Annotated in this window: 22 protein-coding genes and 4 pseudogenes; 11 read left to right on the top strand and 15 right to left on the bottom strand. The window is 45.3% G+C overall.

The genetic code is table 11. The annotated features are described in order from the left end of the window. Nucleotides 1–8: 8 nt before the first annotated feature. The 3 genes and pseudogenes from kdpC to kdpA all read right to left on the bottom strand — a co-directional run bounded on the left by kdpC (nucleotide 9) and on the right by kdpA (nucleotide 4,331). Nucleotides 9–584, bottom strand: coding sequence for a potassium-transporting ATPase subunit KdpC (kdpC, locus tag O3W44_RS23285; protein ID WP_269295048.1), 576 nt, complete (start codon nucleotides 582–584; stop codon nucleotides 9–11). Between the two features lie 10 nt (nucleotides 585–594). Further along, nucleotides 595–2,630 (bottom strand): annotated as a pseudogene (gene kdpB, locus O3W44_RS23290) (potassium-transporting ATPase subunit KdpB). A 15-nt stretch (nucleotides 2,631–2,645) separates the two neighbouring features. After that, nucleotides 2,646–4,331, bottom strand: coding sequence for a potassium-transporting ATPase subunit KdpA (gene kdpA / locus O3W44_RS23295; RefSeq protein WP_269295049.1), 1,686 nt, complete (start codon nucleotides 4,329–4,331; stop codon nucleotides 2,646–2,648). A 681-nt stretch (nucleotides 4,332–5,012) separates the two neighbouring features. Here kdpA and O3W44_RS23300 point away from each other — a divergent pair. After that, a complete protein-coding gene (locus O3W44_RS23300; protein WP_269295050.1) occupies nucleotides 5,013–5,606 on the top strand; it encodes a hypothetical protein in 594 nt (197 codons plus the stop codon). Between the two features lie 32 nt (nucleotides 5,607–5,638). Here O3W44_RS23300 and O3W44_RS23305 read toward each other — a convergent pair whose 3' ends face one another. After that, nucleotides 5,639–5,794 (bottom strand): hypothetical protein, encoded by a 156-nt coding sequence (locus tag O3W44_RS23305; RefSeq protein ID WP_269295051.1) that lies wholly within the window; start codon nucleotides 5,792–5,794, stop codon nucleotides 5,639–5,641. Between the two features lie 152 nt (nucleotides 5,795–5,946). Continuing rightward, nucleotides 5,947–6,912, bottom strand: coding sequence for a UV damage endonuclease UvsE (locus O3W44_RS23310; RefSeq protein WP_269295052.1), 966 nt, complete (start codon nucleotides 6,910–6,912; stop codon nucleotides 5,947–5,949). Between the two features lie 481 nt (nucleotides 6,913–7,393). Between O3W44_RS23310 and O3W44_RS23315 the strand changes: the two are divergent. The 4 genes and pseudogenes from O3W44_RS23315 to O3W44_RS23330 all read left to right on the top strand — a co-directional run bounded on the left by O3W44_RS23315 (nucleotide 7,394) and on the right by O3W44_RS23330 (nucleotide 10,926). Next, a pseudogene (locus O3W44_RS23315) lies at nucleotides 7,394–8,256 on the top strand (glucose 1-dehydrogenase). A gap of 43 nt (nucleotides 8,257–8,299) precedes the next feature. Then, complete coding sequence (locus O3W44_RS23320) at nucleotides 8,300–9,289, top strand: type I phosphomannose isomerase catalytic subunit (protein WP_269295053.1); 990 nt, start codon at nucleotides 8,300–8,302, stop codon at nucleotides 9,287–9,289. A 328-nt stretch (nucleotides 9,290–9,617) separates the two neighbouring features. Next, the gene (locus O3W44_RS23325) at nucleotides 9,618–10,493 is read left to right on the top strand and encodes an ROK family protein (protein ID WP_269295054.1); all 876 of its coding nucleotides are present in this window, start codon (nucleotides 9,618–9,620) and stop codon (nucleotides 10,491–10,493) included. 226 nt (nucleotides 10,494–10,719) lie between these two features. Next, complete coding sequence (locus O3W44_RS23330) at nucleotides 10,720–10,926, top strand: hypothetical protein (RefSeq protein WP_269295055.1); 207 nt, start codon at nucleotides 10,720–10,722, stop codon at nucleotides 10,924–10,926. A gap of 536 nt (nucleotides 10,927–11,462) precedes the next feature. On the opposite strand, the gene O3W44_RS23335 is transcribed toward O3W44_RS23330, so the two are convergent. The 3 genes from O3W44_RS23335 to O3W44_RS23345 all read right to left on the bottom strand — a co-directional run bounded on the left by O3W44_RS23335 (nucleotide 11,463) and on the right by O3W44_RS23345 (nucleotide 13,387). Then, nucleotides 11,463–11,993, bottom strand: coding sequence for a LuxR C-terminal-related transcriptional regulator (locus O3W44_RS23335; RefSeq protein WP_269295056.1), 531 nt, complete (start codon nucleotides 11,991–11,993; stop codon nucleotides 11,463–11,465). A gap of 111 nt (nucleotides 11,994–12,104) precedes the next feature. After that, entirely contained in the window at nucleotides 12,105–12,578 is a 474-nt protein-coding gene (locus O3W44_RS23340) for a hypothetical protein (protein WP_269295057.1), read from the bottom strand. Continuing rightward, on the bottom strand, nucleotides 12,575–13,387 hold the full coding sequence (locus O3W44_RS23345) for a winged helix-turn-helix domain-containing protein (protein WP_269295058.1): 813 nt from the start codon (nucleotides 13,385–13,387) through the stop codon (nucleotides 12,575–12,577). Before O3W44_RS23345 ends, O3W44_RS23340 begins: the two co-directional genes overlap by 4 nt. A gap of 592 nt (nucleotides 13,388–13,979) precedes the next feature. Here O3W44_RS23345 and O3W44_RS23350 point away from each other — a divergent pair. After that, nucleotides 13,980–14,447: a winged helix-turn-helix domain-containing protein gene (locus O3W44_RS23350; RefSeq protein ID WP_269295059.1), complete on the top strand. Its 468-nt coding sequence runs from the start codon at nucleotides 13,980–13,982 to the stop codon at nucleotides 14,445–14,447. Between the two features lie 316 nt (nucleotides 14,448–14,763). Then, nucleotides 14,764–15,246, top strand: a complete 483-nt coding sequence (locus O3W44_RS23355) for a hypothetical protein (RefSeq protein WP_269295060.1) — start codon at nucleotides 14,764–14,766, stop codon at nucleotides 15,244–15,246. Between the two features lie 215 nt (nucleotides 15,247–15,461). Here O3W44_RS23355 and O3W44_RS23360 read toward each other — a convergent pair whose 3' ends face one another. The 4 genes from O3W44_RS23360 to O3W44_RS23375 all read right to left on the bottom strand — a co-directional run bounded on the left by O3W44_RS23360 (nucleotide 15,462) and on the right by O3W44_RS23375 (nucleotide 19,766). Next, nucleotides 15,462–15,803: an aromatic-ring hydroxylase C-terminal domain-containing protein gene (locus tag O3W44_RS23360; protein ID WP_269295061.1), complete on the bottom strand. Its 342-nt coding sequence runs from the start codon at nucleotides 15,801–15,803 to the stop codon at nucleotides 15,462–15,464. Further along, entirely contained in the window at nucleotides 15,796–16,998 is a 1,203-nt protein-coding gene (locus O3W44_RS23365) for an FAD-dependent monooxygenase (RefSeq protein WP_269295062.1), read from the bottom strand. The genes O3W44_RS23360 and O3W44_RS23365 overlap by 8 nt, the downstream gene beginning before the upstream one ends. Nucleotides 16,999–17,203: 205 nt before the next feature. Next, nucleotides 17,204–17,779, bottom strand: a complete 576-nt coding sequence (locus tag O3W44_RS23370; RefSeq protein WP_269294999.1) for an NlpC/P60 family protein — start codon at nucleotides 17,777–17,779, stop codon at nucleotides 17,204–17,206. Nucleotides 17,780–18,707: 928 nt separating this feature from the next. Further along, nucleotides 18,708–19,766, bottom strand: coding sequence for a RepB family plasmid replication initiator protein (locus tag O3W44_RS23375; protein ID WP_269295063.1), 1,059 nt, complete (start codon nucleotides 19,764–19,766; stop codon nucleotides 18,708–18,710). 1,816 nt (nucleotides 19,767–21,582) lie between these two features. On the opposite strand from O3W44_RS23375, the pseudogene O3W44_RS23380 reads away from it, so the two are divergent. Both O3W44_RS23380 and O3W44_RS23385 read left to right on the top strand, forming a co-directional pair. Continuing rightward, nucleotides 21,583–22,784: pseudogene (locus O3W44_RS23380) on the top strand (AAA family ATPase). Between the two features lie 59 nt (nucleotides 22,785–22,843). After that, nucleotides 22,844–23,763 (top strand): annotated as a pseudogene (locus O3W44_RS23385) (ParB family protein). A gap of 64 nt (nucleotides 23,764–23,827) precedes the next feature. Here the strand turns inward: O3W44_RS23385 and O3W44_RS23390 are convergent. Together O3W44_RS23390 and O3W44_RS23395 are read right to left on the bottom strand one after the other, a co-directional pair. Beyond that, the gene (locus O3W44_RS23390) at nucleotides 23,828–24,208 is read right to left on the bottom strand and encodes a LysR substrate-binding domain-containing protein (RefSeq protein ID WP_331283471.1); all 381 of its coding nucleotides are present in this window, start codon (nucleotides 24,206–24,208) and stop codon (nucleotides 23,828–23,830) included. Beyond that, nucleotides 24,190–24,681, bottom strand: coding sequence for a LysR family transcriptional regulator (locus O3W44_RS23395; RefSeq protein ID WP_269295000.1), 492 nt, complete (start codon nucleotides 24,679–24,681; stop codon nucleotides 24,190–24,192). Before O3W44_RS23395 ends, O3W44_RS23390 begins: the two co-directional genes overlap by 19 nt. A gap of 92 nt (nucleotides 24,682–24,773) precedes the next feature. On the opposite strand from O3W44_RS23395, the gene O3W44_RS23400 reads away from it, so the two are divergent. Next, nucleotides 24,774–25,427 carry a DMT family transporter gene (locus O3W44_RS23400; protein WP_269295064.1) on the top strand — a complete coding sequence of 218 codons (654 nt, stop codon included), beginning with the start codon at nucleotides 24,774–24,776 and terminating at the stop codon, nucleotides 25,425–25,427. Then, entirely contained in the window at nucleotides 25,385–25,696 is a 312-nt protein-coding gene (locus tag O3W44_RS23405) for an EamA family transporter (RefSeq protein WP_269295107.1), read from the top strand. The genes O3W44_RS23400 and O3W44_RS23405 overlap by 43 nt, the downstream gene beginning before the upstream one ends. Nucleotides 25,697–25,777: 81 nt before the next feature. On the opposite strand, the gene O3W44_RS23410 is transcribed toward O3W44_RS23405, so the two are convergent. Then, nucleotides 25,778–26,593 carry a MetQ/NlpA family ABC transporter substrate-binding protein gene (locus tag O3W44_RS23410; RefSeq protein ID WP_269295108.1) on the bottom strand — a complete coding sequence of 272 codons (816 nt, stop codon included), beginning with the start codon at nucleotides 26,591–26,593 and terminating at the stop codon, nucleotides 25,778–25,780. Nucleotides 26,594–26,658: the final 65 nt, after the last annotated feature.

The raw sequence follows: 26,658 nt of genomic DNA on the forward strand, positions 1-26,658 counted from the left end.
GTGCTCTCTTAACGTGGTGATAACGTATCCAGCGCCCTGTTCAGCTCCAGCACATTCACCACGGCTTCACCGGTAAAGCCAGGCTGTGGATACCGGGTTAAACGCTGAACTAACGCGCTGATTTCAACTGCGGGTAAATGGCGCGCCTGCGCAATCCGGGGAACCTGCCATTCAGCCGCGTCTGGCGACAGATGCGGATCCAGCCCGCTGGCTGAAGAGGTGACCAGTTCCACCGGAACAGATGCTGTGGCCTGTGGGTTGGCGCGGCGCAATGCCGTAATGCGCTGTTTAAAGGCTTCGTCCAGCTGTGGGTTACTTAACGCCAGATTACTGCCTGACGACGCCACGGCGTTATAAGGCGTTTCGGCTGTCGCCGATGGACGGCCCTGAAAATAGCCAGGTCGGGTAAAATCCTGTCCAATCAGCAGGGATCCGCGCAGTTCGCCGTTTTGTATGATCAGTGAGCCAGCGGCACGCTGAGGAAACCACCACTGCGCCAGGGCGGTGGTGAGCAGAGGATAAGCCAGGCCAGTGATTAACAGTAGCAGGATAAAAACAGAAAAAGCAGGTCGTAAAACATTCATGATTTTCACCTCAGCCCAGCCCCAACAACGTCAGTAGCATATCGATCAATTTAATGCCGATAAACGGCACGACAATGCCGCCCGCACCATAGATCCACAGGTTGCGTCTCAGCAGCGAAGCCGCAGACATTGGACGATAATGTATGCCTTTTAGCGCCAGCGGAATAAGCAGCACAATGATCAGGGCGTTAAAAATTACTGCAGACATGATCGCAGAGCCTGGCGAATGGAGCTGCATCACGTTGAGTCTGTTGAGCTGCGGATAGGTCACCGCAAAGGCAGCGGGAATAATAGCGAAATATTTCGCCACGTCGTTCGCAATACTGAAGGTGGTCAGCGAGCCGCGCGTCATCAGCATCTGCTTACCGATATGGACCACTTCAAGCAGCTTGGTGGGATTGGAATCCAAATCCACCATGTTGCCAGCCTCTTTCGCGGCCTGCGTACCCGAATTCATCGCCACGGCGACATCGGCCTGTGCCAGCGCAGGGGCATCATTGGTACCGTCGCCCGTCATCGCCACCATACGGCCCTCCGCCTGATACTGACGGATCAACGCCAGCTTGGCCTCGGGCGTTGCCTCAGAAAGAAAATCATCCACGCCCGCTTCAGCGGCAATAGCCGCAGCGGTCAACGGATTATCGCCCGTGACCATCACGGTTTTGATTCCCATTCTGCGCAGTTCGGCAAACCGCTCTTTGATCCCGCCTTTGACTATGTCTTTTAACGCTACCACCCCCATAACGCTACGGCCTTCCGCCACGACCAGCGGTGTTTCCCTTTACGTGCCACCTGATCGACCAGAGCTTCTACATCATCAGGAAACTGACCACCCTGGCTTTCCACATGACGTCGAATCGTATCAGCGGCGCCTTTGCGTAACATTTTTTGCCCAATATTGACGCCACTCATGCGGGTTTGGGCAGAAAAAGGGATAAACACGGCATCCAGACTGGCTAAATCACGTTCCCGCAGGCTGAATTTTTGCTTGGCAAGCACCACTATGCTGCGCCCTTCTGGCGTTTCATCGGCAAGAGAAGCCAGTTGAGCCGCGTTCGCCAGCGCCTCTTCGCTAATACCCCGCGCAGGCAAAAACAGACTCGCCTGTCGATTTCCCAGCGTAATCGTGCCGGTTTTGTCCAGCAGCAGCACATCAACATCACCCGCCGCCTCCACGGCGCGCCCGCTGGTAGCAATGACATTTGCACCCAGCATGCGGCTCATGCCGGCAATACCAATGGCTGAAAGCAGTGCACCAATCGTCGTTGGAATAAGACAGACCAGTAGCGCCACCAGCACAGTGATATCGACAGGCGTGCCTCCCCAGGCTGAAAAAGGATAAAGCGTCGCGGTGGCCAGCAAAAAGATAATCGTTAACGAAATGAGCAGGATGCTCAACGCCACTTCGTTAGGTGTCTTGCGGCGGCTGGCACTCTCGACCATGGCGATCATACGATCAAGAAAGGTCTCACCGGGGTTAACGCTACATTTAACAACCAGCCAGTCAGATAAAATGCGCGTTCCGCCCGTCACCGAGGCAAAATCGCCCCCGGCTTCACGAATAACCGGAGCCGATTCGCCCGTGATGGCGCTTTCGTCTACTGAAGCCCCGCCCAACAGGACTTCACCATCGCAGGGAATAATATCGCCCGCCTCAATCAGAATGATGTCGCCTTTACGCAGGCTCTCAGCAGAGACTTTTTGCTGCGCTGCATCCTGCGCCGCCGCTGACAACTTTTTCGCCCAGCTGGTTTTTTTTATCTCTCTGAGACTTTCCGCCTGCGCCTTGCTACGCCCTTCAGCCAGTGCTTCCGCGAAGTTGGCAAACAGTACGGTAAACCACAGCCAGAGGCTGATGGCAGCAGTAAACAGCCCTGCTCCGTTGTGATTCACCACAGCCAGTAACGTTGTCACCACGCTGCCCAGATAAACCACAAACATCACGGGATTACGAAATTGCACCCGTGGATCAAGCTTTTTGAACGCTTCGCTCATCGCTGTCCGCCACAGGGCGCTGCGCTGCTGAGAAGAAAACTGATGTCCCATAAGATTCTCCGGCAATTAATGTGTTAGCAACTGCACATGTTCAGTCACAGGCCCCAATGCGAGTGACGGGACAAAGGTCAGCGCGCCAACCAGTATGAGGGTGCCCGTCAACAGGCCAATAAACAGTGGACCGTGGGTAGGAAGCGTCCCGGTGCTGGCGGGCTGCGTTTTTTTGGCCGCCAGCGAACTGGCGATCATCATCACCGGAATAAAAGGCAAAAAGCGGCCCAGCAGCATGGCAACCGCCAGTAACAGGTTCCAGAAAGGGGTATTGGCTGACAGTCCTGCAAAGGCACTGCCGTTATTATTTGCCGCAGAGGACAATGCATAGAGCACTTCACTGAAGCCGTGCGGCCCCGGATTAAAAATGGCCGCCCGACCGGCATCACTCATCATCGCCAGCGCCGTTCCCAGCAGTACCAGCGCGGGCGTAATAAGAATGTATATCGCGGCCATCTTCATCTCAGGCACGCCAATTTTCTTACCCAAATACTCAGGCGTGCGGCCAATCATCAGCCCGGCAATAAATACCGCAAGCAACACATTAATTAGCATGCCATAAAGCCCTGAACCGACCCCACCAAACACCACTTCGCCCAGTTGCATCAGCCACAGGGGGATCATGCCTCCCAGGGCAGTAAACGAATCATGCATGGCATTGACGGCGCCACACGACGCGGCGGTGGTGATAACGGCAAACAGACTGGAGTTTAAAATACCGAAACGGCTCTCTTTTCCTTCCCAGTTCATTGCGCTGTCAGCACCCAGCAGGGGCAAATGTGAATTACCGCGCGTTTCAGCCAGCATCACCAGAAGAGCGGCAACGACAAACATCAATGACATCGTCCAGAGAAGCGTGTTTCCCTGGCGACGATCGAGCACGGTTTCACCAAACGCAAAACAGAGTGCAGCAGGAATGAGAAAAATCATGACCATCTGCACAAAATTGGTTAAGGCAGTTGGATTTTCAAAGGGATGAGCTGAGTTCGCATTAAAGAAACCTCCGCCATTGGTGCCAATAATTTTGATCGCTTCCTGAGAGGCAACCGGCCCCATCGGCAGTGTCTGACGAAGCCCTTCAAGCGTGGTGGCCGTCAGGTAAGGCGTAAAATTTTGAATCACGCCCTGACTGACCAGAAACAGTGCCATTAGCAGTGACAGAGGAAATAAAATAAATAACGTGATACGTATCACATCACGCCATGCATTACCCAGTTGGTCTGTTTGCTGGCGGGAAAACGCGCGGATCAAGGCAAATACCACCGCTATTCCGCTGGCTGCCGAAAAGAAATTTTGCACGGCGAGGCCCACCATCTGGCTCAAATAGCTCATGGTCGATTCACCCGCATATGACTGCCAGTTAGTATTGGTGACAAAACTGACCGCAGTATTAAATGCCAGATGCCATGACAGCCCTGGAAAGTGTTGCGGATTGAGCGGCAGCACGCCTTGTAGCATGAGAAGAGTAAACAGGAAAATCATGCCAGCCAGATTAAACAGTAACAGGGCGAGCAAATATTGCCGTCCGTTCATCTCTTTCATCTGCACGCCACAAATCCGCCACAGCACGGCTTCAATCGCCGCAGTACCGGCTATAGCACGATCGAGAATTATTCCCGATAGCAAGCGCCCCAGAGGCTGAGCCAGGATCAACAGAACCGCAAGGAAACTGGCCAGCAATAAAAAAGCTTCCGTTGCCATCAAAATTCCTCCGCCCGAAACAGGGCACAAACAAGATAGCTCAGTAACAGACACACCAGCGTAATGCTGGTTATCAATCCCATACTCACGGTGACTCTCCCTGGTTATTCATTCAGGAAGAGTGTAAAAAAATAAATATAAAAAGTTCGTTAAAATAATTATCAGGCGTATAAAAAAACATAAAAACTTAAAAAAATAACGCAGAAAATTAAATAACATTGTTGCGAAAATAAAAACCGCGCATTCTGTGTACTGTAATAGTGGCGCGAAGGCATTAAGAATAAATAAAAAATATGTTACCGCTGTAAATCTCCGCTTTCGCCTGCTCGCTTTTTTGACCCCGCGCTCTTGCTGGCGTCAAGGTTCAACGTCTCACGCCAGAGCATGCATCATCGTTTTTTTATATCTTGCGAAAATGGATACCGATATAACTCACCCAGGACATTCATTAGCAACATAAAGGTTTAAATAACAATGAACGGTATCTTCTCATGTTTTACCCGGCAGTCGTCGGTTGATACGCTGCAGGCTTTTCAGAACACCATTGACAAAGCCAATAAAGACGGGCGAGTAAGTTCCTCAAATTTGAATAATTTGCTAAAAGCCGTTAAGAACTCGCCTGAGCAGCTTACGCTTAATCAGTACAAAAAAGTTAAGGATAACGTCATCACACTGAATGCTTTGCTGAAAAAACAGCATTCAAATCTGCATACAGAGAAAGATGCAAAAATTACCGAGGCATTCACTCAGGCAAGTCTAAAGCTTCATCCTGAGGCGAGAAGTGAACGCATCAGAGAGGCAACGCAAGCGCATACCGCAGTGATTAATCAAGCGTTAGAGAGCCTTAAGCACGCCCTCCCGGATCTGGAAAGTTGTGTGCACAACACACGTTATGAAGTGGATTCGACGATCTCAAGCCTGCCCACATTAGCGTCCCGGCAAAAGGCAAAAGAGATGATTTCCCGCAACCATTTCTCTGCATTCGGTCAAAATACGGCTATTACCCGTAGCCTGTTCCCGCCACATACGGAGCAAGTGGAAAGAGGTAATGGTTATCGTAGCCAGCAGTTTGACCATTCCGCTAAATCAACCTGGACATCGCTACAGAATCTGGGCAGGCAACAGGCTGACGCAAAGGAGATGTTAAGCCAGGCAACGGCATTCCTGAAACATCGCGATAACGCTCTTACATTCAATAAACCAGACCACACAGGTAAGCTTGAGCTCACTGCGTATCAGCAGGCTCTGCTGGATTTTGCACGGGCAAATACTTAACTGCATCGATGACTGCGCGGCTGAACGCATGGTCAGAAAATGGAAGTCGTTTTAAACGTTTCCTGACCATGCGTTTTGTTGCTGGCCTTAACGCCGCTCACCAGCATCATATGTGATGCCAGTGCATCGCCAGTAAGCGTCATACCGGTACTGTTTTCTGCCGCTGTGTGCAACAGCGGTTCCGGCATAGCCGCCTGGTAAACGGCGGCTATGCTGGCATAAACTCGCTTCGCAGGAACAAAAAATCCCTGTTTAACCCGACATTGCCATTATTAAGCTGACCATTAACCGCGGGGACGGTTATTTGTGCGGCCCTGCTTCATGGCTGCGCGCAAAACGACTATGACTCCTGTCTGTGAAGGTAATATTCATACAGCCTGTCTCTGGCGAGGTTTTTCATTTTTACTTCACACATAATATCGAATTCGCTGAATGACAAAGCCCACTCATTCAGCGTGTCGTTAAAGTAATAATTTGAATGTGCTCTTAGCTTTGTTTTCGGTACGCCCAGCAGGGACTGTTCCGGCCACCCTTGATCAGGAATAATTCCCTCCTGAGAAATGGAATAATGCAGTACTGGCCTGACATCTTTCCAGGATTCTTTTACTACAGCGATCCGCGGGTCGTCAGGCTGGATGAACGCGTTTTCCTTCACCCAGTGATGATGAATATCCAGCACAATCGGGCACAGCGCCCTTGCCTGTAGCACCTCATCCAGCGAACATGAAATCTCATCATTCTCAACGGTTAACATCAATTTCGCTTCAGGGCTGAGTTTGCCAAAAGAGTTCTTAAATCCTTCGAATCCTTTTTTGCCATTCATATGGATATTAATTTTAAAATCCTGGAAGGTTTGGCCATACCCCATTAACTTTGCACACAGAGCATGATATTCGACATCTTCGATTGCTCTTTCCACAACCAGTGGATTATCTGAAGCCAGAACAGAATATTGTCCAGGATGAAACGAAAGGCGTATATTATTTTTCCTGGAAAAATCCCCGCATTTTTTGAACAACGGATAAAGATCAGGCAGAAACGTTTTATACAAAATCGTCGCGTCGGGAACCGTATAAAGCGGAAGTAAATCACTTCCTATTCTCATCATCCTCAGGGGATCAGGCAATAACGCTAATTGTTCAAGCGTCAGAAAAAGGTTAGTTAAATTGACTGTCGCTAATTCATGAATGAGCTTTATTTTCTCTTCATCAGGCAAACTCAGAAAGCGTGTCCGGGTTGTGGCTCTGAAGGGAAAAACCTGCTTCAGTTCCGAATCAAGATATTTACACGCGAATCCTAATTTCATAACAGCCCTTAATTATTCATTTTATTTAATTTTAACAAAGATTTGAGAAATTACGCCTTGCCGCTATAAAAAATCACAGGAAGTCACCCGGCTATAAAGAGAAAATAAACTTATTTATCTCATCTGCTCGCGCTTCTACTCCACATCGGCATCAATATAAGCCTGTTTTTTCATACTTCCTGCACGCTCAGGCAATCGCCGCGCTTGTCTGAAGCCCCGTGTGAAGAGTGGCTTACCGGCACGGTACAAAGTGGTTTCCACTCAGCTTCTTACCTGCCTCTGTCGCCCCTTCATCATGCCTGAAGCCGCGTTTCGCTTGATCTTAGCCTGATTAATTTCTCACCGGCTGGTTTGCCGAATCGAGGCAGCCTGCCCTATCTTTTACTACGCTTTAATCCTGTTAACGTTGCGCAACGCGCTTATTGATCAACCAGGCGCAGTGTTAAATGAATCACGCGTCCCCTGTTTAGCCGGAGGTTACATGTCAGACAGCAATCGCCCCTATCCCCCTCTTCCCGAGCAACAACAAGACTGGCCTGGCGAAACCGCAAAAATGCAACCGCAACCCGATCATGGTGAGACCAGTTACAAAGGATCGGGCCGTTTGGCTGGCAAAAAAGCCATCATTACCGGCGGTGATTCCGGTATTGGTCGTGCGGTGGCCATAGCTTATGCCCGTGAAGGTGCAGATGTCTTAATTTCATATCTTGATGAACACGAAGACGCGAAAGAAACCGCAAGACTGGTTGAAGAAGCCGGACAGAAAGCGATATTGGTCGCGGGTGATATTACCGAAGTTGAGAATTGTCAGCAGGTTGTCGACAAAGCTGTTGAGGCTTTTGGCGAAATCAATATTCTGGTCAATAACGCCGCGTTTCAAATGACGCGTGAGTCGCTCGATGAGATTAGCGATGACGAGTTTGATCGCACAATGAAAACCAATATCTACGCTATGTTCCGCATTACCAAAGCGGCGGTACCTCATATGCCTGCTGGCGGATCGATTATTAATACCGCTTCGATCAATGCCGATCAGCCAAAGCCTCTGCTAATCGCCTATTCAGCGACAAAAGCTGCGATTGTTAATTTTTCAGGCAGCCTGGCGGCATTACTGGCTGAAAAAGGCATTCGCGCAAATGCAGTTGCGCCGGGACCCATTTGGACCCCCTGATCCCAACGACAATGCCAACCGAGAAAGTCAAAAGCTTTGGCAGCGAAGTCCCACTGAAGCGTGCTGGCCAGCCTGCTGAGTTGGCGCCAACCTACGTAATGCTGGCAAGCGATGAGGCCAGCTATATCTCAGGCGCGACGATTGCGGTAACCGGCGGTGTTGCTGTCATTTAATCATCAGGTTTAATGCCTGGGCGCTCACAGAAGGAGCTGAACCATGAAAGCCTGTCCTTTGTGGCTGTCATTACCGATGGCTTATCATATTTTTGGCGGTGATTTGATCAAGACGCAGCTAGGCAAACAAGGGCTGCCTGATAAGCGTATCGCTGAAACCTGGGAAGTCAGCGATGTAGATGGCATGAACGCCACGGTGAAAAACGGGGATCTGGCAGGTAAAACGCTGCGTGAGCTTACTGAGCGTTATCCTGATGAACTGGTCGCGCCAGGCTGGCGCGGCCCCCATTTTCCACTGCTGACAAAGTTTATTGATGCCTCATCGATGCTGCCGGTACATCTGCATGCCAATGATGATGCAGCCCAACGGCTTGAACAACAGCCCAACGGTAAAACCGAAGCCTGGCATATTCTTTGGGCTGCTCCGGATACAAGCTGTCTGGCCGGTATTAAACCTGGCGTTAACAGCGAGCAAATACGCAAAGCGTTACTCGCTGAAAAATATGATGATGTTATGCAGCGTAAGGCTGTCAGAACGGGTGATACGTTTTATATCCCTGGCGGAATGCTGCACTCATTTGGCCCACATACCCTGATCTACGAAATTGAGCAGACCTCGGATATTCAGCAGCACGCTATGCCATGGAAAATGGAGGATGGCAGCAAAATCTCATCATCAGAGCGTGAAAAAAATATAGATGCGCTGATGGCAGAACTTCGCCCTGAATTAACAACCGAGCCACATCCGGGCCTGACGCTTACTCAGAATGCAGATATTACGCGGCTGTTCTGCTGTGCAGGCCCTTACTTCGCGCTTGAACGCTGGCGGCTGCAGGGCAGATACACTTACCCCTTTACGGGCGTGCGCATCATTTCCAGTATTGGCGAACCCGTAAAATTCGAAGCTGCGGGTGAAAGCTGGACACTGGCTCGCGCAGAAACCGTGTTATTACCTGCTGCGCTTGGCGAAGTAACTTTTAACGGGCCAGGGAAATCCTGGTGGGCTATGTACCCAATCTGCAAGATAATGTGATTGCACCTTTGCTGGCGCGTGGATATGACTTACAGAGTATTGAGCAGCTGGGAGATATACACGGAAAACAGAAATAAAGTGGCCACTTCCTGTTTCACGTTGTCACTGGCGACAGCCCTGTCCCCACTTATTGCTCAGGCCAAAAATTCAGTGGCTGACTAAACGCAGCTTATGCATACAGCAGCGCCATTTTTTCATCTCCCTCTGTGCCTCAATGAAAATGCTCAGCCAGCTTCCCGCTTGTGCTGCCAGTAAATGCCGTTATCAGCCATTCTCATTAACCCTAAACTATACTTGTAGCCATTATTAAGCCGTTTAAGGAATGAAGATGAAGATTGCAGCTTTTGATATTGGAGGCACCTCGTTGAAAATGGGGGTCATCACGGATAAAGGCGACATAAGGCATCAGGATAAGGCTGATATATCACATAATTCACGCGATAAAATTCTTAATGAGATACTGGACTGGCTTAAAAACAATCCCGGCTGTGAAGGGATCGCAGTTAGCGTTCCCGGTTACGTAGATTCAAAAAGCGGCTTTATTTCAATGGGAGGAACAGTCCGGGAATTTGATGGGTTTCATCTCAGCCAGTGGTTAACAGAAAAAACCTCTCTTCCGGTCAGTGTGGAAAATGATGCGCATTGTGCGTTATTAGCTGAACGCTGGCTTGGAAAAGCAAAAAATATGTCCGATTTCCTGATGTTAACTATTGGTACGGGTTTAGGTGGGGCAGCATTTTGTAACAACGCCCTGATTCGCGGTAAGCGCGATCGCGCTGGCGAATTTGGCTGCATCCTGACGTCGCGACCGGCAAGCAGTCACGTGACACATTATACAATGAGTAAAACCTGCACCATGACAGCCCTGCGTGAATACTACTGTCTGCAAAAAGATATCCCCAGCGAGGAGATTAGCGGTAAAGAAGTATTCGACCAGTTCGACCAGGGCGATCCGATAGCCAGCAGACTGGTTACCACTTTCTATCAGGACCTGAGTGCTGGTCTCTATAATTTGGCCGCAGTGTTTGATCCGGACACTATTTTTATAGGCGGCGGTATTGCCGAACGCGAATCGTTTCTCGAAGAGGTCAGGTTCCATCTTGAATGGTTCAGTACGGATATCAAGGTGGATACCGCGACCTATGGCAACGAGTCGGGTATGTTGGGCGCCGTTTATCATTTCCTTAAAACGCAGGAACAGTAACAGTGCGTAAAACCCGCTGTTGATATCTTAACAGCGGTTTCGCTGCAGCACGATTTTGCAGCCAAACTGTAATCTTTTGATTTTCAAATTACGATTTGTTCGCCAGGTCGTTAAGGGCAGATACAGTGATATCAGCATGGCTGTTTAGCAACCGTCAGCCGCTATGTAAAATGATTGTATTACCCATTGACCTTATTAAATTTATCAACCGGGGCTTGACTCAGATATGAAAAGTGCAAAAGCAAAAACGCTGGATGAAGTGAATCAAAAACTGCACAGCGGTGATTATAAAGAGGTAATAGTTGATTTTGATATCAGCAGTGATGACTTTTTTTCTCTGTCTGATTACTGGTGTGAGCGCGGAGCAAAAATCAAGAAAGAGGGTGAGCGATTTCTGGTTAAGCTCTCAAAAAATCCCCCTTCAGCTAATTAATGTTTTTTATCGACAAAAATTCAGAAAAGTAAACCCAGCCTGATAAAACATTCACAGACCTTATAATTAAGAGGCTGTTTCATAGCGCAAACAAAAGGCTTCGGGTGCTCGAAATTTTTTGGCAAAATGACTAACATACAGCGTGCCGTAAAAAGATTAAAGATATATTTCAAGCAGTTAAAATGGACACTTTGCAAGCCAGCCATTGCTGCCCGTATAATCAGCGTGCCGCTATCAACGAATCGCTCGCAGTTTTTCTCTCCTGGAAGAGTAGATCGTTCAGGACGCCATACTAAAGCCTGTAAAATATGGCTGGCACGCTTTCAATCCAGTATATTATGCTATTCACCACGACATCATTCTTGTAAAGCTTTTTGCGTAATGCCTGTACAATGCTATACAAGACAGATGTGAGCCAGGCTAAAATAAAAAATTTTAGAGATGCCATATATTCATCCTTTACAGGATTTAAAATAGCAGGTAAGACTGTTTCAATGCGGATGCCAGCTACTCAAAATCTTCCTGCACGCAAAAAATTAACTATTAAGCCTGTCTTTATGCGTACTACAGGCTATAGAAACATATATTTTAAGCATTTTGAGATTATGCGTGTTTATGCTTTTTATTCCTGCTCGTCTGAAAACACAAAACTTATGGCCGCTTACCGTCTTTTTATTGATCGTCAAAATTGTTGAGATGCTGTTTTGTGATAATCCGTTAATCAACAATCGAAAAATCGCTTTTTGATTTCCAACCATCATTTCAGGTATAGCATTTTTTAAATGAAGCCATCTTTTGATGATACTCCACATATCAGACAAAGCTTCATGACGTGAGATAAATAAAAACTTTTGACCTGCCCGGGTAAAGCTTCCCCGCTTCGTGTCACATAAAAAAACCACTGTCGGGTACCCATCACACATTTTCAATAACACTTCGCAAGGCATATCATAAAGCAGATCAATAATCAGAATCTCATTCTGCCTGTAAGTTAATTCATACAGACTGGCCTTTTTATCTGTCGGATTGGTTACAGAAGGCCTGGGATCCAGCAATGTTATTTTCAACGTTTGGTTGAACCCTGCTTGTAAAAAATCGATCCTCTGTAAGGAGCTTCAGTTCCATTGCTAACCTCATCATTTCATTTTTCTAAAATTTCTTTTCACAGAACATCTTATTTAGCTGCTTTCGCAAAATAAAATTTGTGTGGCACTAACAGCAATGACAAAACCGCCCGACTTTTGTGGGAAAATATCCAGATTCATTTCAGCATTCTTTTCATAAAAAAAAGCGGGGAACAACGATTTAAAAACTGCTTTATTTTCAGGTGAAGCGTTGACGCTATCAGTAGGTAATAAATTTATATCAGAGTTGGTAAATTTATAATTGTAGCCCTCTTTCCGATAGTTGAAACTGACCTTTCTGTTTATGTAGACTTTCTCTCCCTGAGCCTGAAATGTTCCCTGCAGAAATGCCTGACCACGAGAACGGTTAGCAATCAGGGTATTCACCACATAACTTTCTGATTGGGCTGCAGAAAAGTTATGCAAACGATAGCTGCACGAGAGATTCGTTCTGTTGAATGTATCTGCATACATAAAAAATACAGAAAGCAAAAGTAAAACAAAAACCAGGAGTATTTTTTTATTCATGATGACTTCCCAGTCATAAAGTATGAAACACAACGAGCATCAGGCGTCTTTTGCAAATCAAGTTTGCAAGAAATATAGGATAAGTTATCAATATTTTTTAGTTTTGTAATATACACATGAGGGTAGTTTTTATTACAAGAGATGCCAAACAAATCATTGGTTTTTTTAGCATCACCATGCATACTTTTGTTGAAGTAATATTCACACCCATCAACGCTTATTTGCTTCACATAATTACTTGAAAAATAATTTATTTTATCCTGACTCTTATACAAACCGTAATAGTAGGTTGATGCGCTTACAACGAGCATCATGAAAACTAAAGCATAGAAAATAAAATGTATCGTCCTTCTTGATCTAATATCGGATGAGATGACTTTATTTTTCAGTAAAACAGACTCCAAAACTGGATCGTTCTCTTCCTTTTTTTCAGCCTGTATTTCGTCTTTTTCCTGAGAAACTATTTTTCCATTAATCTTGTAACCTACCCGAGGGACGGTCTCTATGATATCGCATAATTCGTTTTCAACGAGACCTAAACTCCGACGAACAATAAGAATATTTTGATAAAGCGTATTAGACGTTTTCTCTTTACCTTTATTCCCCCATACATAAGGATAAAATTCCTTCTGAGTGACAATATCAGGATGCTTTTCAATGATAAGTTGAAGACAACGTGATGCTGGGGCGCTAAGGCGGATCTGATGATTTATATCTTCAGTACGTCGCAACAGGTTCAAACTGGGGATAAACTCTACCCTTCCGTCTATAGTATAATTTACTTCCTTTTTTCCTGGTAAGGTTCCCATTTAATAATCTCCATTGAAAACAACAAAATCATTACCTTGACATGCCGTTCCCATAACAGCTTAAGCTGTATAAAATTCACGATATGTTTATCTTTATCGAAAAGACTTTAGCATTGCATAAATAAAAAGGCACAAAGAATGGCATTAAACAGCCGACCTTTTCCTTATTAAGGAGCAATCAAAAAAATAATTTCCCTTAAGTAAACCTCTTCGCTTAAAAAGCTTAGTCCGTTGACAAACCTTCTATATTAATCACTTCACTCATGGGGATAAGATGCGATAGTATTTTGAAAAAACCGCGTGCGGAAACCAGAGCTATCTCCTTGAATTTAAAAGTTAAGTACTGCGATCGGGCGTTACCAAACTTCATATTTAATTTAAATATTATTTCACATTACGATATCAGATTTATAATAAAATTCATTATAGTAACGTATCAATGCCCCGGCTTCTTATATGTTAATATTATGTTGACCTGATAAATAAAAGTGATTCCTCTCTCGAAAATCAAAAAAACCTTTGTATTCTCCGAGGGCTTTTAGTATGCTTATTAATATATAAGGAAATAAATTCATCTATGAGGGGGCATAATTTGGATGAAGTAACTTCAACGCATCACTGTTACAGGCTAAATGATTTAATCGAATTTTGTCCTTTTAACAAAACATTACGTAGCCTGGTCAATGCTGAGGCTCACACCACGCTCACGGCGCCAGCCGCTCTTTGTCTCAAGCTTTTGTTAGAAAAACATTCTGAGGTCGTCTTACAAAAAGAGTTTTACCCCTACGTCTGGGGAAAGGAGGGAGAAAGAACCACGACGAATACTCTCTACCAAAACATATCACTGGTCCGTCGCGGTTTGAGTTATATCGAGAATGATTTTGGTAATGTTGTTCAAACTATACCCCGTCAAGGTTTTAAACTCGATGACGCTCTCAAAGTTGAGTTAATCCCCGGTTTAGAGTTACACACGCAGCTGACTGTTAAAAACGTAATTAACTCACAAAAAAATGCCAGCCTCCCGTTGAATTTTTTCTTTTTAAAAAGACGGTGCTTGTAAGTTCCACATTCGTTGCTCTGGCCATGATTTATTTATTTTTCATCACCAAAGGGAGTTGGGGAGATAAAAATTTCTTTGACCATTATCTTTTCCTTAGCAAGAGTGGGAAGTGTAATTTTTACATAAACAGTGACGCGCATGACAGTATTCGTCACAATGAAATTATTCAATCACAATCTTTCAACTGCTTGAAATATCCTTACATTTATCTAACAGCTTATCACGGAATCAATTCAGCAACATTTACTGCTTGCCAGCGTTCCTTAACAAAATATGGCGATGCAAACTGTGCTACTACTTATATCAGGGAGATAAAGTGAAAATCCTTAACCGTAAAGGCGTTGCTGCACTCTTTTGTTTAGTTTTATTAAGCGGCGTTTTTTTTATTTCAAATAATAAGCATGATAACTTTACATGTATCTCACGCTTATATGTTGAACAGGGAGGATATGATTACACTATTATCAATCATTTTATAGATAACGATGGTGAAGGTAAAAGCATTATCCGGGGACGGCGCATTGATAAGAATGGCCGGGTCGAAAACATTCATCGAAAAATTGAATTTGATTATAGTAAAAGAGGAAAAGAGTATACTTTTGTCAGCAATGACATTAGCTTATTGCCGGGCGATCAGATCGGTAGCAGTGATGAAATCAACCAGAGCCTTAAAAAACAGTTTCAGAGCTTTTATCTGGGAAAAGGTGCGGTGCTACGGCTACGCATTTACCCTCAGGGTAAAAATGGCAGCGTATTTGTTAACAGTAATACGCTAAATTTTTATTGCGATAAAGTATGATAAACCCCCAAATTAACCTCTGGAGCTCAAAGCTGTCTGTGAATAACAACATGTTATCTGCATTCGCTGGTTAAAAATCTCGTTTCGCAAAAACTTATTGTTAACATTTTTTTAATGAAAATCATCGATGACCAAATCATCTTATATAGTTGGTTTTAATAGCATTGATTATTCATCCTAACACTTGTGGTTTCCGATACTTTCAGTTATCTGTTTCATGCACCCGATCGTTTAAATGTTATTTTAGATTTAACATACCATGACTGCAGGTTAGCAAGATGATTATTTGATGAGGCCAGCGCAACATATCCATCGGGTCGGATAAGGTAAAGGGCATTTTGCGCCAGACCAAACTGGGCATAAGTTTCATGCCAGTTGAAGTGTTCTACCACGACGCCAACCTGATGGCACCATTCTGCAACGTTATCCGAAAATTCGCCGTAAATATGAACCTGCCATTTTAAAGTTTGCAAGCTGGCGAAGTTATTTATCATTTCATTTTTTACCCAGGGCAGGCGATCGCCCCCGGAAACGTTGCCAGCCTTTCCTTCACTCAATGTTGAGTGCCGATAATTCAGACTTATTTGTGATAACACCGAAAAAAGACGTTTTTGCAATGCGGGTATATGATACGCCGTAGAGGCTATAAAAGGAAAAAAACAGACTGCGAAAACCGGTTGCCAGTAAAGTTTTGCCATTGATGATGCTGAATGCTTTATCGGTAGTTTTCACCAGTTTATAGGCAAATTTTTGCCGTTCAGTCTGATATGTTTTGAGCAGGCTTTCTGAAGCCTCATTTTTAACAACTGCTGCCAGTTTCCAGGCCAGATTCACCGCGTCACCAATGCCTGTATTCATGCCCTGCCCACCGACGGGACTGTGCACATGTGCCGCATCGCCAAGAAGAAAAACGTTATTATGCTGAAAATTTTTGGCAACCCGATGATGAACACGATATTCAGAAAACCAGTTAACTGTTGAGACCTTCAGGCTGAGATTTTTGACACAGCGTGAATTGATATCGTCAAACGCATATTCGCCACGTTTAGTATATTTATCAGGCTTAAAAGTACCAATCAGGCGCATCTTGTTTTGTTGTCCATAAGGTAAAACCACAAGGAAATCAGTCCGCTCAAGGGCAATATGCGCTTCCTTGTCTGCTGCTTTTCCCGTTGCTTCTACGTCCGCAACATAATAGAGCTTGTCGTAAGTTCCTCCTTCAAACGAAACCTGCAATATCTCTCTCACCCGCGAGTGCGCACCGTCACAGCCAGCTAAAAATTGCGCCTCAATTTTATTAATACTGCCATCAGCGTTTCGTATTGAAGCAACGATACCCTCTCTGTTCTGCGTAAAGTCGATAAGCTCCGTGTTGCGCTCAATGTTGATACCAACAGACTGTAAATAGCGTTCAAGTAAAGCTTCATGGCTATCCTGAGGAAAAATTAACAGCCAGGGATAAGGCGTCAGCGTATCGCCTATTGCATCAAATATAAAACGCGCTTTTCTTTTGCCATTGACATGCAAATTGACATGGGTATCGCGATTTCCCAGTTTGACCAGTTCATCTGCTAAACCGATTTGTTGATAGAGTTCCAGGGTGCGTGCATGGACGACCATCGCGCGTGATTGCGTTACATGGCTGTCGAGCTTATCGATTATCCTCACTGTTATACCCAGCCTATTTAGCCACAGTGCCAATACCAGTCCTGTTGGACCCGCTCCCGTAATAAAAACCTGGGTTTTTGACATGTGGCCTCCGGCTTTTAACGCGCGTTTACGCAGTTATCATTACTGGCAAGCAATTCAATATCCACTTCACCGACATTATTAGCGTAATACAGTGGTAATAAGATGGGATAAAACATCCAGTAAAAGCCAGAAACAGAGTGTTTTCAATCTGACAGACGTAACGACCAGGACTTTGAGCGCCAGTCATTATCGGATGATATCGGCGCTAATTCTTAGCTAACAGATCATGCTGCTGGGCAGAATTGAAAGATATTTCTGCTTTGTATTCACCAGGAAGTCGCCGGGCCTGATAAAAAACGGATTTCCAGTAACTGTTACGTAATGAGGACCGTATAACGCCTTTACTGTAGGACGCATGAAAGAAATGCTGGTTAGTGTCATAAAATCCAACATGCAACTGACGATGAATGCGGAAAAAGACCAGATCTCCCGGCACGAGTTGTTTTTTGCTGACGGGTTTTCCCATGTGAATAAGCTGTCGGGTAGTGACTCTTTCTAGCGGAAGATTGAATCTGTCTTTGAGGGTTCTCCATACAAACCCAGAGCAATCCACGCCCTTAAGGTCTGTCCCTCCCCAGTGATAAGGTGTGCCCTGCCAGGAATACATCTGGTCATGCAACGCCGCAATAACAGAGATGAGATCGGAATCCTGCTGTGAGTTTAATGAAGTTTTGTTGCCGCCTTTATCAGGTTTTTGATGAGCGGTAGAAACATCAGAGGAACAGGCTGTTAACGTGATGACAGCAGCAAATAAAATTGCTCCTGATACTTCTTTAAACATGAGACTTAATACCTGCTTGAAAGAGAAGTGTTATAGCTCGCTTTATGCCTTACTGGCAGAAATTATTGTACTGTAAAAAGTATATAAATACCCTCGCCCTCTTACTTAACTTTACAATTTAAAATAACAACCTAATATTATTAATATTGGCAATAATTTCAATTGGTTATATTATATATTTTTAATTTTCTCTTTATTTCAGACAGGAATTGCGTAATAACCGCAGCTTTAGCATGTAGGAATTTTAAAATATCTGGTAAATCTTTTTTTTATTTTGAGAGCTCCTCTTACGCATTGTTTCTGTTAAAAACTAGATGGGCACTGATTTATGGATAACGTTGCCTGGCAGCTACTTCAGTTAGATCCGTGATGAAAGTGACGCGAAAGCCTCCTGTAGACGTCGAGCCATGAAATTTTTTGCAATGACCTGTTATCCATGCCCTGCTTCGCTTGTTATTGACAGTTTTTAACAACCACTGAAGGGAGATAATGCGCTGATCCACAACGTTTGGGGATCGCTATCCACTGTAGCGAGCATCTGTACGCCGACAACCCCTGCCAACAACCACTGTAGTAAGTACACACATTTTAATAACCACTATAGAGAGTAAAACTTTCCAGTAACCACTATAACGAGAGCACACAAGGCACTTTAAAAGACATGATCCCATAGTCCGCATTATGGAAGCCCAAACAGATGGCATCGCGATTGTGATTATGGAATTACTGATATGTTTTGTGGCGCGGCTTTGCTGGCGAGTTGCACTACAGCTCAGCTTCAAATAACCACTATAGAGAGCATAGCTACTCACTACAGTGGTTGGTCTCTCACTGTAGTGGATAACCACGCCGGTAGGAACATTCTCGCTACAGTCGATAGATCATTTCTGACTACAATGGATAGACAGAACGTTACTCGCTATAGTGGTTATCGATTTTTACTTTTTCTTATTTTTTCAAGCAATTCAAGCTCTTCAGGAGAAAGCATGACCATCTCCCCTTCTTGCCTGGTTTGCTGTTTTTTCACAGCTGGCTTAACTGGGAGTGAATCAATAGTACTGTCAATGTCATCATCTGACAGATCCGGCAAACTGAGTGGGATATCCGCAGGTCTTAGTTTAGGACGGCGATAGTGCACGCAAAAGTAAACCGTGTTGCCTTTTTTGACCTCTGTATAATCCAGATAACCAATCTCTTTCAGTTGCTCCATCGCCTTTCTGACGGTAGCGTTCTGAGTAATGGTGCGTGATGTGAGGTTTAATCTTGCCCGCAAACGTGCCATTGAAATGGGTGCAGGATCGGGCGGCAGGCTTTCAATGAATGTGTAGAGAGCCTGAGCAGACTCTTTACGAGATAATTCATTTATCGCTCTGAGCTGCAGCAAGACTTTTTTATCAAACTGGTAGAGTTCAAAGATTTTCGGATCTGCCTGAAGCGTGACGCTGTCATTTTTCGCGCTGTATTTTGCCGACTGAACAAGGTGCGTCACGTAGTACTCCCCTTCTTTATTGCTGAAAGAGAGAGTATTGGTCGCAATACGAGTTAAAGACGCATCCAGACGGCTTCTGAGCTTCGCTGAGGAACGTACAGAAGGTATGCCACAGAGTTTTGCAAAATCAACGAACGGCAGCGTTACGCTGTCTCCCAGGACCTTGTATTTAGCAAAGGCATGAATGATCCCGACCCATGTTTTAAAGTCATTATCCATGTCCAGTCGGGCGCCCATGATCTTTATGTTCTCATATCCCTCAGACTTAACGATCGATAACTGTTTCAGTTCATCTGTCACATCCATTGTAGAGGTCTGATTCTGCCTGCCGCGATTCGTTGATTTAAGCGTAGGGACAAACAAACCAAGCCTCATCAACGCCACTGGCTGGACGGTGTTATTGCTGTTAGGTGTGAGGTTGATAACTTCGCCAGTGCGTTTATCAGTTTCACTGAAAGCGTCAGTTATCGCCCTGTTTTCTTGTTCTTTCTTCGGCATGGGATTTCCGTGACAGGAACAAGCGATAGTCGCCGTTACTCGATACAGTGGATACTAGCACTCACTACAGTGGATAAGCTACTCGCCACAGTGGATTATTTACTCTCTCTAGTGGTTGTTCTTCTCACTATAGAGGTTAGTGATCAGAGCTAAAGTCACGTATACCCACGGTTAAACTGAAAACAGGGATTTTCAGAATATTATGTAAGTTTGAAACGGGCTCAGCTTTGTAGTCACGTCATAATTTAGCTCAGCAAAATCAGTGCATAAAAACAGCAAACTTATTGCCGTCTCTCTGGATGTCTTACTGTGAGCTGTGTCGGGAGGGGTTTCACCGGGCTTATCCCGGATTCAATTGATTCACAACCTTATTGCTTATTTACTCACTACAGTGGTTGTGACCTTCTCGCCAGCGTGGTTGGTAACGCTCGCTACAGTGGTTGATCGACTCACTACAGTGGTTATTCTACTCTCTATAGTGGTTAACGATCCCCTTTCAGGCCTTTTGTACCAAGGGCTAACAAGGTACGGGGATCTTTATAGGATCTAATAAGGATCTCATTAGGATCAAGTAATTGGATCTGGCCTGTGGATAATGAGGATAACCAGCTAAAAATGTACTGACATATTTTGGTCAGATTCCTGTCAACTGGCTTACAGGTTTTAAACACACGCAGCCCTGCTGACTTACGATTAAGCACCAGCATAAAACCAGATATCGGCTGATGAACCTTTTTAGTCTGTAATGAAAACTCTTACTGCCTGGCCAGTCTTACCACTGCTATTTTTCAGACAACTGATTCACTCCCCTTCAGAACACACCTTTTCCTTTAATGAGATGAGCGGGCATCATGTTACCGTGATAAAAATTTCCTATTCACACTCTCATTTTTAATGTTATCACCATGATTTTTTACTTATAACATATTGATAATAATAGATTTAATTAAAATTTTCAGGGTGAAATCACCCCCTTCTTGACCGATTTTATTGGTATTATGTCCATAAAATTCATGGTTTATTAAAGTTAATGCTGCTGAGCTTCACAAGCTAAATTAACTGACCTTTTACATCAGAAATTGATCCTGTGAATTGGCATCTGTACAACAGCGACTTAATGTAATAAACATGACAGGTTAAAGTGCTTCTGGATTTGAGTTATCCATGTTCTGCTACTGCTGTTTTCTTCATAACAGGGCGACGACAAACCCTTTTCTAACCTACTTTCCACTTTAGCAAAATCATTTACACGCTTTGTCTTTCTGCGAGTCATAATGTGTCCAGCGATGTATCTCTCTCAATTAGCGTTATCGTTAATACCGAAATCGAAGGATGCATTATTTTCAATGTTGCCTGACATGTTCCTCAATCTGTTAGCCGTATTTAAAAACGCGCCGATTTTCACCAAACGATTATTGACTTAACCATATGATAAATAATTATTTTTTTTGAAATTTTCATTATGAAAACACCGCTGCAATACAGTAAATTTTCTGCCGTGGCCCTTCGAAAAACTTTCTACGGAACAGGACCATTGAGTTAACCTGGCCTTACCTGACTCATTTTCCTTTGCAATACGACAACTAACCCTTCTGCCGATTTATTACGGAACGGTCCAAAAACAGATTTTCCCGGCACAATTTAGAACCTGTGCTACACGTAACAAAAGAGCGTCTCTCTTATTCCGGCAGTGTTATAAAATGCACTCCTCATCCAGCAAGTAGAAAAAAATCCAGGTTTTTGTGATTTTTCTAAAAAATTGGCAGGTTTTTGTTTTTTGTGTAGTATGCCAAAAAACATTATCTGCGAGGGGCTTATGAAGCGTGATTACGGTGGCGTACTTGAGATGGCAAAACGCGCCAACACCATGCTGCATGGATTGAGCAATCATATTGAGCAGCAACGTCAGGAATTCAACCAAACAGGTTTTTACCAAACGTTCTCACGTAATGCTGTTGCCAACATGCCATTGCTAAGTAAACATGCTGTGGTGGCGGCCATAGGTGACATGGAAGAAAAAGGGTACCTTTTTGGCAAGAAGCAAACCGGTAGTACTTCACAATACGCATTAAGCCTGCAAAACGTCATCGACATTTATCATCACCGGAAAGTACCGAAATATCGTGACAGGCATAAGGGCCCGTTTGTGGTTTTTGTGGTCAGCCTGAAAGGGGTGTTTCTAAAACGGTGAGTACCGTAACCCTTGCTCATGGTATGCGTGCCCATCCGGCAATGTTGCACAACGATCTGCGAATTCTGGTGATTGACCTGGACCCTCAGGCCTCAAGCACAATGTTTTTAAGTCATACCAACAGTGTAGGATCCGTACTGGAAACTGCTGCACAGGCAATGTTGAATGACCTTGATGCTGAACAGCTGCGTAGTCAGTTTATCAAACCAACTGTCATGCCTGGCGTAGATGTTATCCCTGCCTCTATTGATGACGGTTTCGTGGCAAGCGACTGGGACGCGCTGGTGGAAGAGCATTTACCGGGTGTTGCTCCATCTGAAGTACTACGTCGAAACGTGATTGACAGACTGGCTGATGACTACGATTTTATTTTTGTCGATACTGGTCCACATCTTGACTCATTTATGCTCAATGCCATTGCAGCGAGTGATATTTTATTAACCCCTACTCCGCCTGCTCAGGTCGATTTCCACTCTACGATGAAATACCTGACACGCTTACCTGAAATGCTCGAACGCATAGAGGCAGAGGGAGTGGAGCCTCGCCTGAAAGCCAACATCGGCTTCATGTCCAAAATGACCTCCAAGCACGATCATCTCACCTCGCAAAGCTATGCTCGCGAAGTGTTTACAAAATCAATGTTAGATGCTGGCTTACCTCGACTTGATGGGTTTGAGCGTTGTGGTGAATCTTTTGATACGGTGATTAGCGCAAATCCAACCTCCTATCCAGGCAGTGCTGATGCATTACGTAAAGCAAAACATGAAGCTGAGCAGTTCTCCCGGGCTGTTTTTGACCGCATCGAATACATCAGGAGCACGCTGTGAGCGAACATAAACAGTTAAAGCGGATCGGCAGAACGTTAGGGCAATCCGCGATTGCCAGTATGATTGACAGCAATAATCATTCACGGGTTTTTACGCTGAAATCAGGTCAGGCGGCAACCTTTGTACGTCAATTGATCCCTCATGATAATATCGAGGAAAGAACCTTTATTGATCCTCAGATTAATGGGCGTGATCAGGCGACGCTGACCGAAGAGTCTGTAAAAGATATTTCCCGTACCATTACGTTACAACAGTTCTTTCCTGCCATAGGTCGCATGAGTGAAGGCCGTATAGAAATCATGGATGGCTCGCGACGTCGTGCGGCTTGCCTTTTTCGGGTGCCAGTCTTGAGGTGTTGGTCACAGCAGATGAGATTAGCATCGGTGATGCACGCCAGCTGGCGGCTGATATTCAAACCGCGAAGGAACATAACCTGCGCGAACTCGGTCTGCGATTCATGCTGATGCATGATAATGGTATGAGCAAAAGCGATATTGCAAAAGCTGAAGGCATTTCAAATGCTAAAGTTTCGCGTGCTTTTCAGGCTGCCGCCGTACCGGGTGACATTATCGAAATGTTTCCGGTCGTGTCGGAACTGACACTACAGGACTATCAGTTACTGCTAGATGTCTCTGAAGAAGCGAAAGCAGAAGCTGTAGACATTTCTGGTGTGATTGCACAAATTCAGAAAAATATTGAAGACGCGGGCGAGCTGAACGGCGATATCAATGCAGACGATAAAAAAGCGCAGATTCTGAGTTATTTCCGTGCGGCAAAACGCCAGCTTAAAAATCCCTCGCCAGCGAAAAAAATCGTTACCGAGAAGCTGGCAAGCTTCACCGATCGTAATGCTTATGCAAGACGTAAAATCAATGATGACAAACGTCTGGTGCAATATGAATTCAGTCGTCTGCCTAAAGATGTTGCGGATAAAATTGATAAAGCTATCAAAGATATTCTCTCTGGTATGAATGCCTAATCACTGTAAGCACCAGCCATAGCGATCGCCAGGCCATCATAACGCGGGGTCTGGCAGAGCGGCTTTAAAGCTTAAAAGAATTTTGCACCATCTCTTCTAATACAGAAGCGGCAGGTTCGGCATTCGCAGATGAAGAACGCAACAGAAGGATCTCATGCGGCGCTATTTGAGGAAATGAATGGAGTATCTGCATCGAAGCTGATACCCGGCCACGATCAATCAGGCTAATGCCTAAACCTGCTTCAACGCAGGCTTCTACTGCTCTTGCTGAGGGGCTGGTCAAAATAACTTTCCACGGCTGGCCTGTCAAAGCCAGCGAAGTTGTCATTGCCTCTCTGTAAGGACAATGAGCAGCGTGCAGTGCAAGGGGAACAGGCTCGTTATGGCGAAGTATAAAATGCCGACCCGCTACCCAAACTGGCAGAGTTACCGCCAGGCGCTGCAGCGCCCTTTTTCCGAAATGCCAGGCTGTACGACGACAGCCAGATCAAGCTGATTACGACCGATTTGCTGCATAAGTAACTGGCTTGATGCTGTCAATACTTCCAGTTCAACCTCAGGGCACAATGCAGTAAATGCAGGCAAGATATTGCGAATAACAGGCGTGGCATATTCGTCAGGAATACCCAGCCGGATGCGTCCTTTGACTGCCGTTTCGTGCAAATCGTTGAGAATATCATCATGTGCTTTTAACAGAACCGCTGTAGTCGCCAGTAATTTTTGCCCGAGCGGCGTTAGCGTAACGGATTGATTATCTCGCTCAAGTAATTTTCCCCCTGCGATCTCTTCCAGGCGTTGAATCTGAACACTCACGGCTGCCGGGCTTTTATTTACCTGGGCGGCGGCGGCACGAAACTGTCCCAGGCGGGCAACACAATGAAACGTTCGCAGCAGTGTAATATCCAGCGTGACAGGCATAATTCAACTCCTTTAAACAAGTAAGTTAAGAAGTATCGTTTTATTGAATTATAGGCCTTCATTAAAATTTACCTTTAATGGAGGTGTTACTCATGTTCAATTCACACTCTCGCGTTAAAGGCAACACGCAGGCCAAAGCTAAGGGTTTGTTCGCGCTTTCACTGATCGTGCCTGAAATTTTGCTGGTTCTGGCATGGAGCTCAGGCTTTGTCGGCGTCCGTTATTCTGCCGATTACGCGCCAGTTCTGACGGTTATATTTTGGCGATGTGCTGTCGTGGTAGTTTTACTGCTTCCCTGGGGTGCCAGAGAAATTTTGCGTATACAACCTGCGGTTTTATTTACACAAGCCGGTATTGGGCTGCTTGCAATGTTTGGTTATCTGGCCTGCGTGGCAAAAGGAATTGAATACGGGGTACCTGCGGGACTGGCAGCATTAATGGCCGATCTTCTGCCACTCGGTACGGCGTTACTCAGTAGCCTTTTTCTGGGCCAGCGTTTGGTTGCAAAAACATGGTGTGGCCTGATGCTTGGCGTGGCAGGTGTTTTGATTGTCACTTCAGGCGCGCTCTCCTGGGGTAAGGCTCCACTCTGGACTTATGGGTTGCCATTGCTGGGTATGATCTCACTGGCTTTGGCAACCTTGTTGCAAAAAACGTTAAAAGCAGCTTCCTCTGTCAGTCTCCCGGGAACGCTGTGGTTGCAGTGTGTTGTTTCATTGCCTTTTTTGGCGGGCTTTCGGCGATAAAAGGGGAATTGCTACCTGTTATATCGACAGGATTTGCCATCAGCGTGGCCTGGACAGCCTTGTTCTCAACGCTGGCGGGTTATGGCCTTTACTGGTTTTGCCTGAAGCGGACATCCGCCGTCCGGGTTGCCAGTGTGCTTTATCTGAGTCCTGCTGTGACGTTGTTATGGTCGAAAGCGGCATTCAACGAGCCGCTTTCCTGGACAATGCTCACAGGCGCACTGTTATCAGGTTATGGTCTTTGGCTGGTGGTAAAGGCTGAGGGATAAAGCAAAAAAGGGCGTTAAAAACAGAGCCAGCAAAAAGGCCGCAGCGTTAAAGACGACGGCCTGTCTGAAAGTAAGAATAAATTAAACGGCAGGCAGGCTGTTACCAGCCTTTATCGCATCACCTTTATACACTTCGCGGGCTTTTTCCGCGACTTCAGGCGATTGTACCGCCGCCTTCAGCTTTTGAATCTTATCGCTGTCTTTGTTTTCTTCACGAGAAACCAGCGCATTGACGTAAGGTGAAGCGGCACCTTCCATAAATAAACCATCACGGTTAGCGGACAATCCGGCCTGAGCAGAGAAGTTGGTGTTAATGATAGACAACGTAACGTTTGGATCATCAAGTGTACGGGTTAACTGTGGTGTATCTACTTCCGTCAGTTTCAGATGCTTAGGGTTTTCAACAATATCCAGCGTGGTGGGTAAATAACCCACGCCCTCTTTGAGCCTGAGCAGGCCCTGCGCCTGTAACAGCAGCAGGCTACGCCCAAGGGTGGTGGCTTCGTTTGAAATGGTAATTGTTGCGCCATCCTGCAGTTCGCTAATATTTTTGATTTTATGTGAATAAGCAGCAATTGGAAAAACAAAGGTTTTACCGACAACAGCGAACTTGTAGCCGCGCTCTTTTGACTGATCTTCTAAATAGGGAAGGCTCTGGAAAGCATTAGCATCAACATCTTTATTGTTCAGGGCTTCATTGGGTAAAACATAGTCGTTAAAAGAAATGACCTCAACGTCGAGCTTGTACTTATCCTTAGCGACTTTTTGCACTTCCTGCCAAATTTCCTGATCGGGCCCGGTATTAATTGCAACCTTCACTTTATTATCATTATCTGGCGAGCAGGCGGTCAGTAATAAAACAGTGCTGGCGAGCAACGCCGTAAACAAACCTTTCATCATTTAAAATCCTTACGGTATAGATAAGTTCTGAATAGTAATACAACTCAGCCAGACTGCACACT

Source organism: Pantoea sp. LMR881 (assembly GCF_027157825.1).
Taxonomy (GTDB): domain Bacteria; phylum Pseudomonadota; class Gammaproteobacteria; order Enterobacterales; family Enterobacteriaceae; genus Pantoea; species Pantoea haifensis.

Excerpts from the sequence above, each read along its gene's own strand:
- kdpC (WP_269295048.1), bottom strand. The coding sequence starts at position 584 with ATGAATGTTTTACGACCTGCTTTTTCTGTTTTTATCCTGCTACTGTTA.
- kdpA (WP_269295049.1), bottom strand. The coding sequence starts at position 4,331 with ATGGCAACGGAAGCTTTTTTATTGCTGGCCAGTTTCCTTGCGGTTCTG.
- O3W44_RS23305 (WP_269295051.1), bottom strand. The coding sequence starts at position 5,794 with ATGCCGGAACCGCTGTTGCACACAGCGGCAGAAAACAGTACCGGTATG.
- O3W44_RS23310 (WP_269295052.1), bottom strand. The coding sequence starts at position 6,912 with ATGAAATTAGGATTCGCGTGTAAATATCTTGATTCGGAACTGAAGCAG.
- O3W44_RS23320 (WP_269295053.1), top strand. The coding sequence starts at position 8,300 with ATGAAAGCCTGTCCTTTGTGGCTGTCATTACCGATGGCTTATCATATT.
- O3W44_RS23325 (WP_269295054.1), top strand. The coding sequence starts at position 9,618 with ATGAAGATTGCAGCTTTTGATATTGGAGGCACCTCGTTGAAAATGGGG.
- O3W44_RS23330 (WP_269295055.1), top strand. The coding sequence starts at position 10,720 with ATGAAAAGTGCAAAAGCAAAAACGCTGGATGAAGTGAATCAAAAACTG.
- O3W44_RS23340 (WP_269295057.1), bottom strand. The coding sequence starts at position 12,578 with ATGAATAAAAAAATACTCCTGGTTTTTGTTTTACTTTTGCTTTCTGTA.
- O3W44_RS23345 (WP_269295058.1), bottom strand. The coding sequence starts at position 13,387 with ATGGGAACCTTACCAGGAAAAAAGGAAGTAAATTATACTATAGACGGA.
- O3W44_RS23365 (WP_269295062.1), bottom strand. The coding sequence starts at position 16,998 with ATGTCAAAAACCCAGGTTTTTATTACGGGAGCGGGTCCAACAGGACTG.
- O3W44_RS23370 (WP_269294999.1), bottom strand. The coding sequence starts at position 17,779 with ATGTTTAAAGAAGTATCAGGAGCAATTTTATTTGCTGCTGTCATCACG.
- O3W44_RS23375 (WP_269295063.1), bottom strand. The coding sequence starts at position 19,766 with ATGCCGAAGAAAGAACAAGAAAACAGGGCGATAACTGACGCTTTCAGT.
- O3W44_RS23395 (WP_269295000.1), bottom strand. The coding sequence starts at position 24,681 with ATGCCTGTCACGCTGGATATTACACTGCTGCGAACGTTTCATTGTGTT.
- O3W44_RS23400 (WP_269295064.1), top strand. The coding sequence starts at position 24,774 with ATGTTCAATTCACACTCTCGCGTTAAAGGCAACACGCAGGCCAAAGCT.
- O3W44_RS23410 (WP_269295108.1), bottom strand. The coding sequence starts at position 26,593 with ATGAAAGGTTTGTTTACGGCGTTGCTCGCCAGCACTGTTTTATTACTG.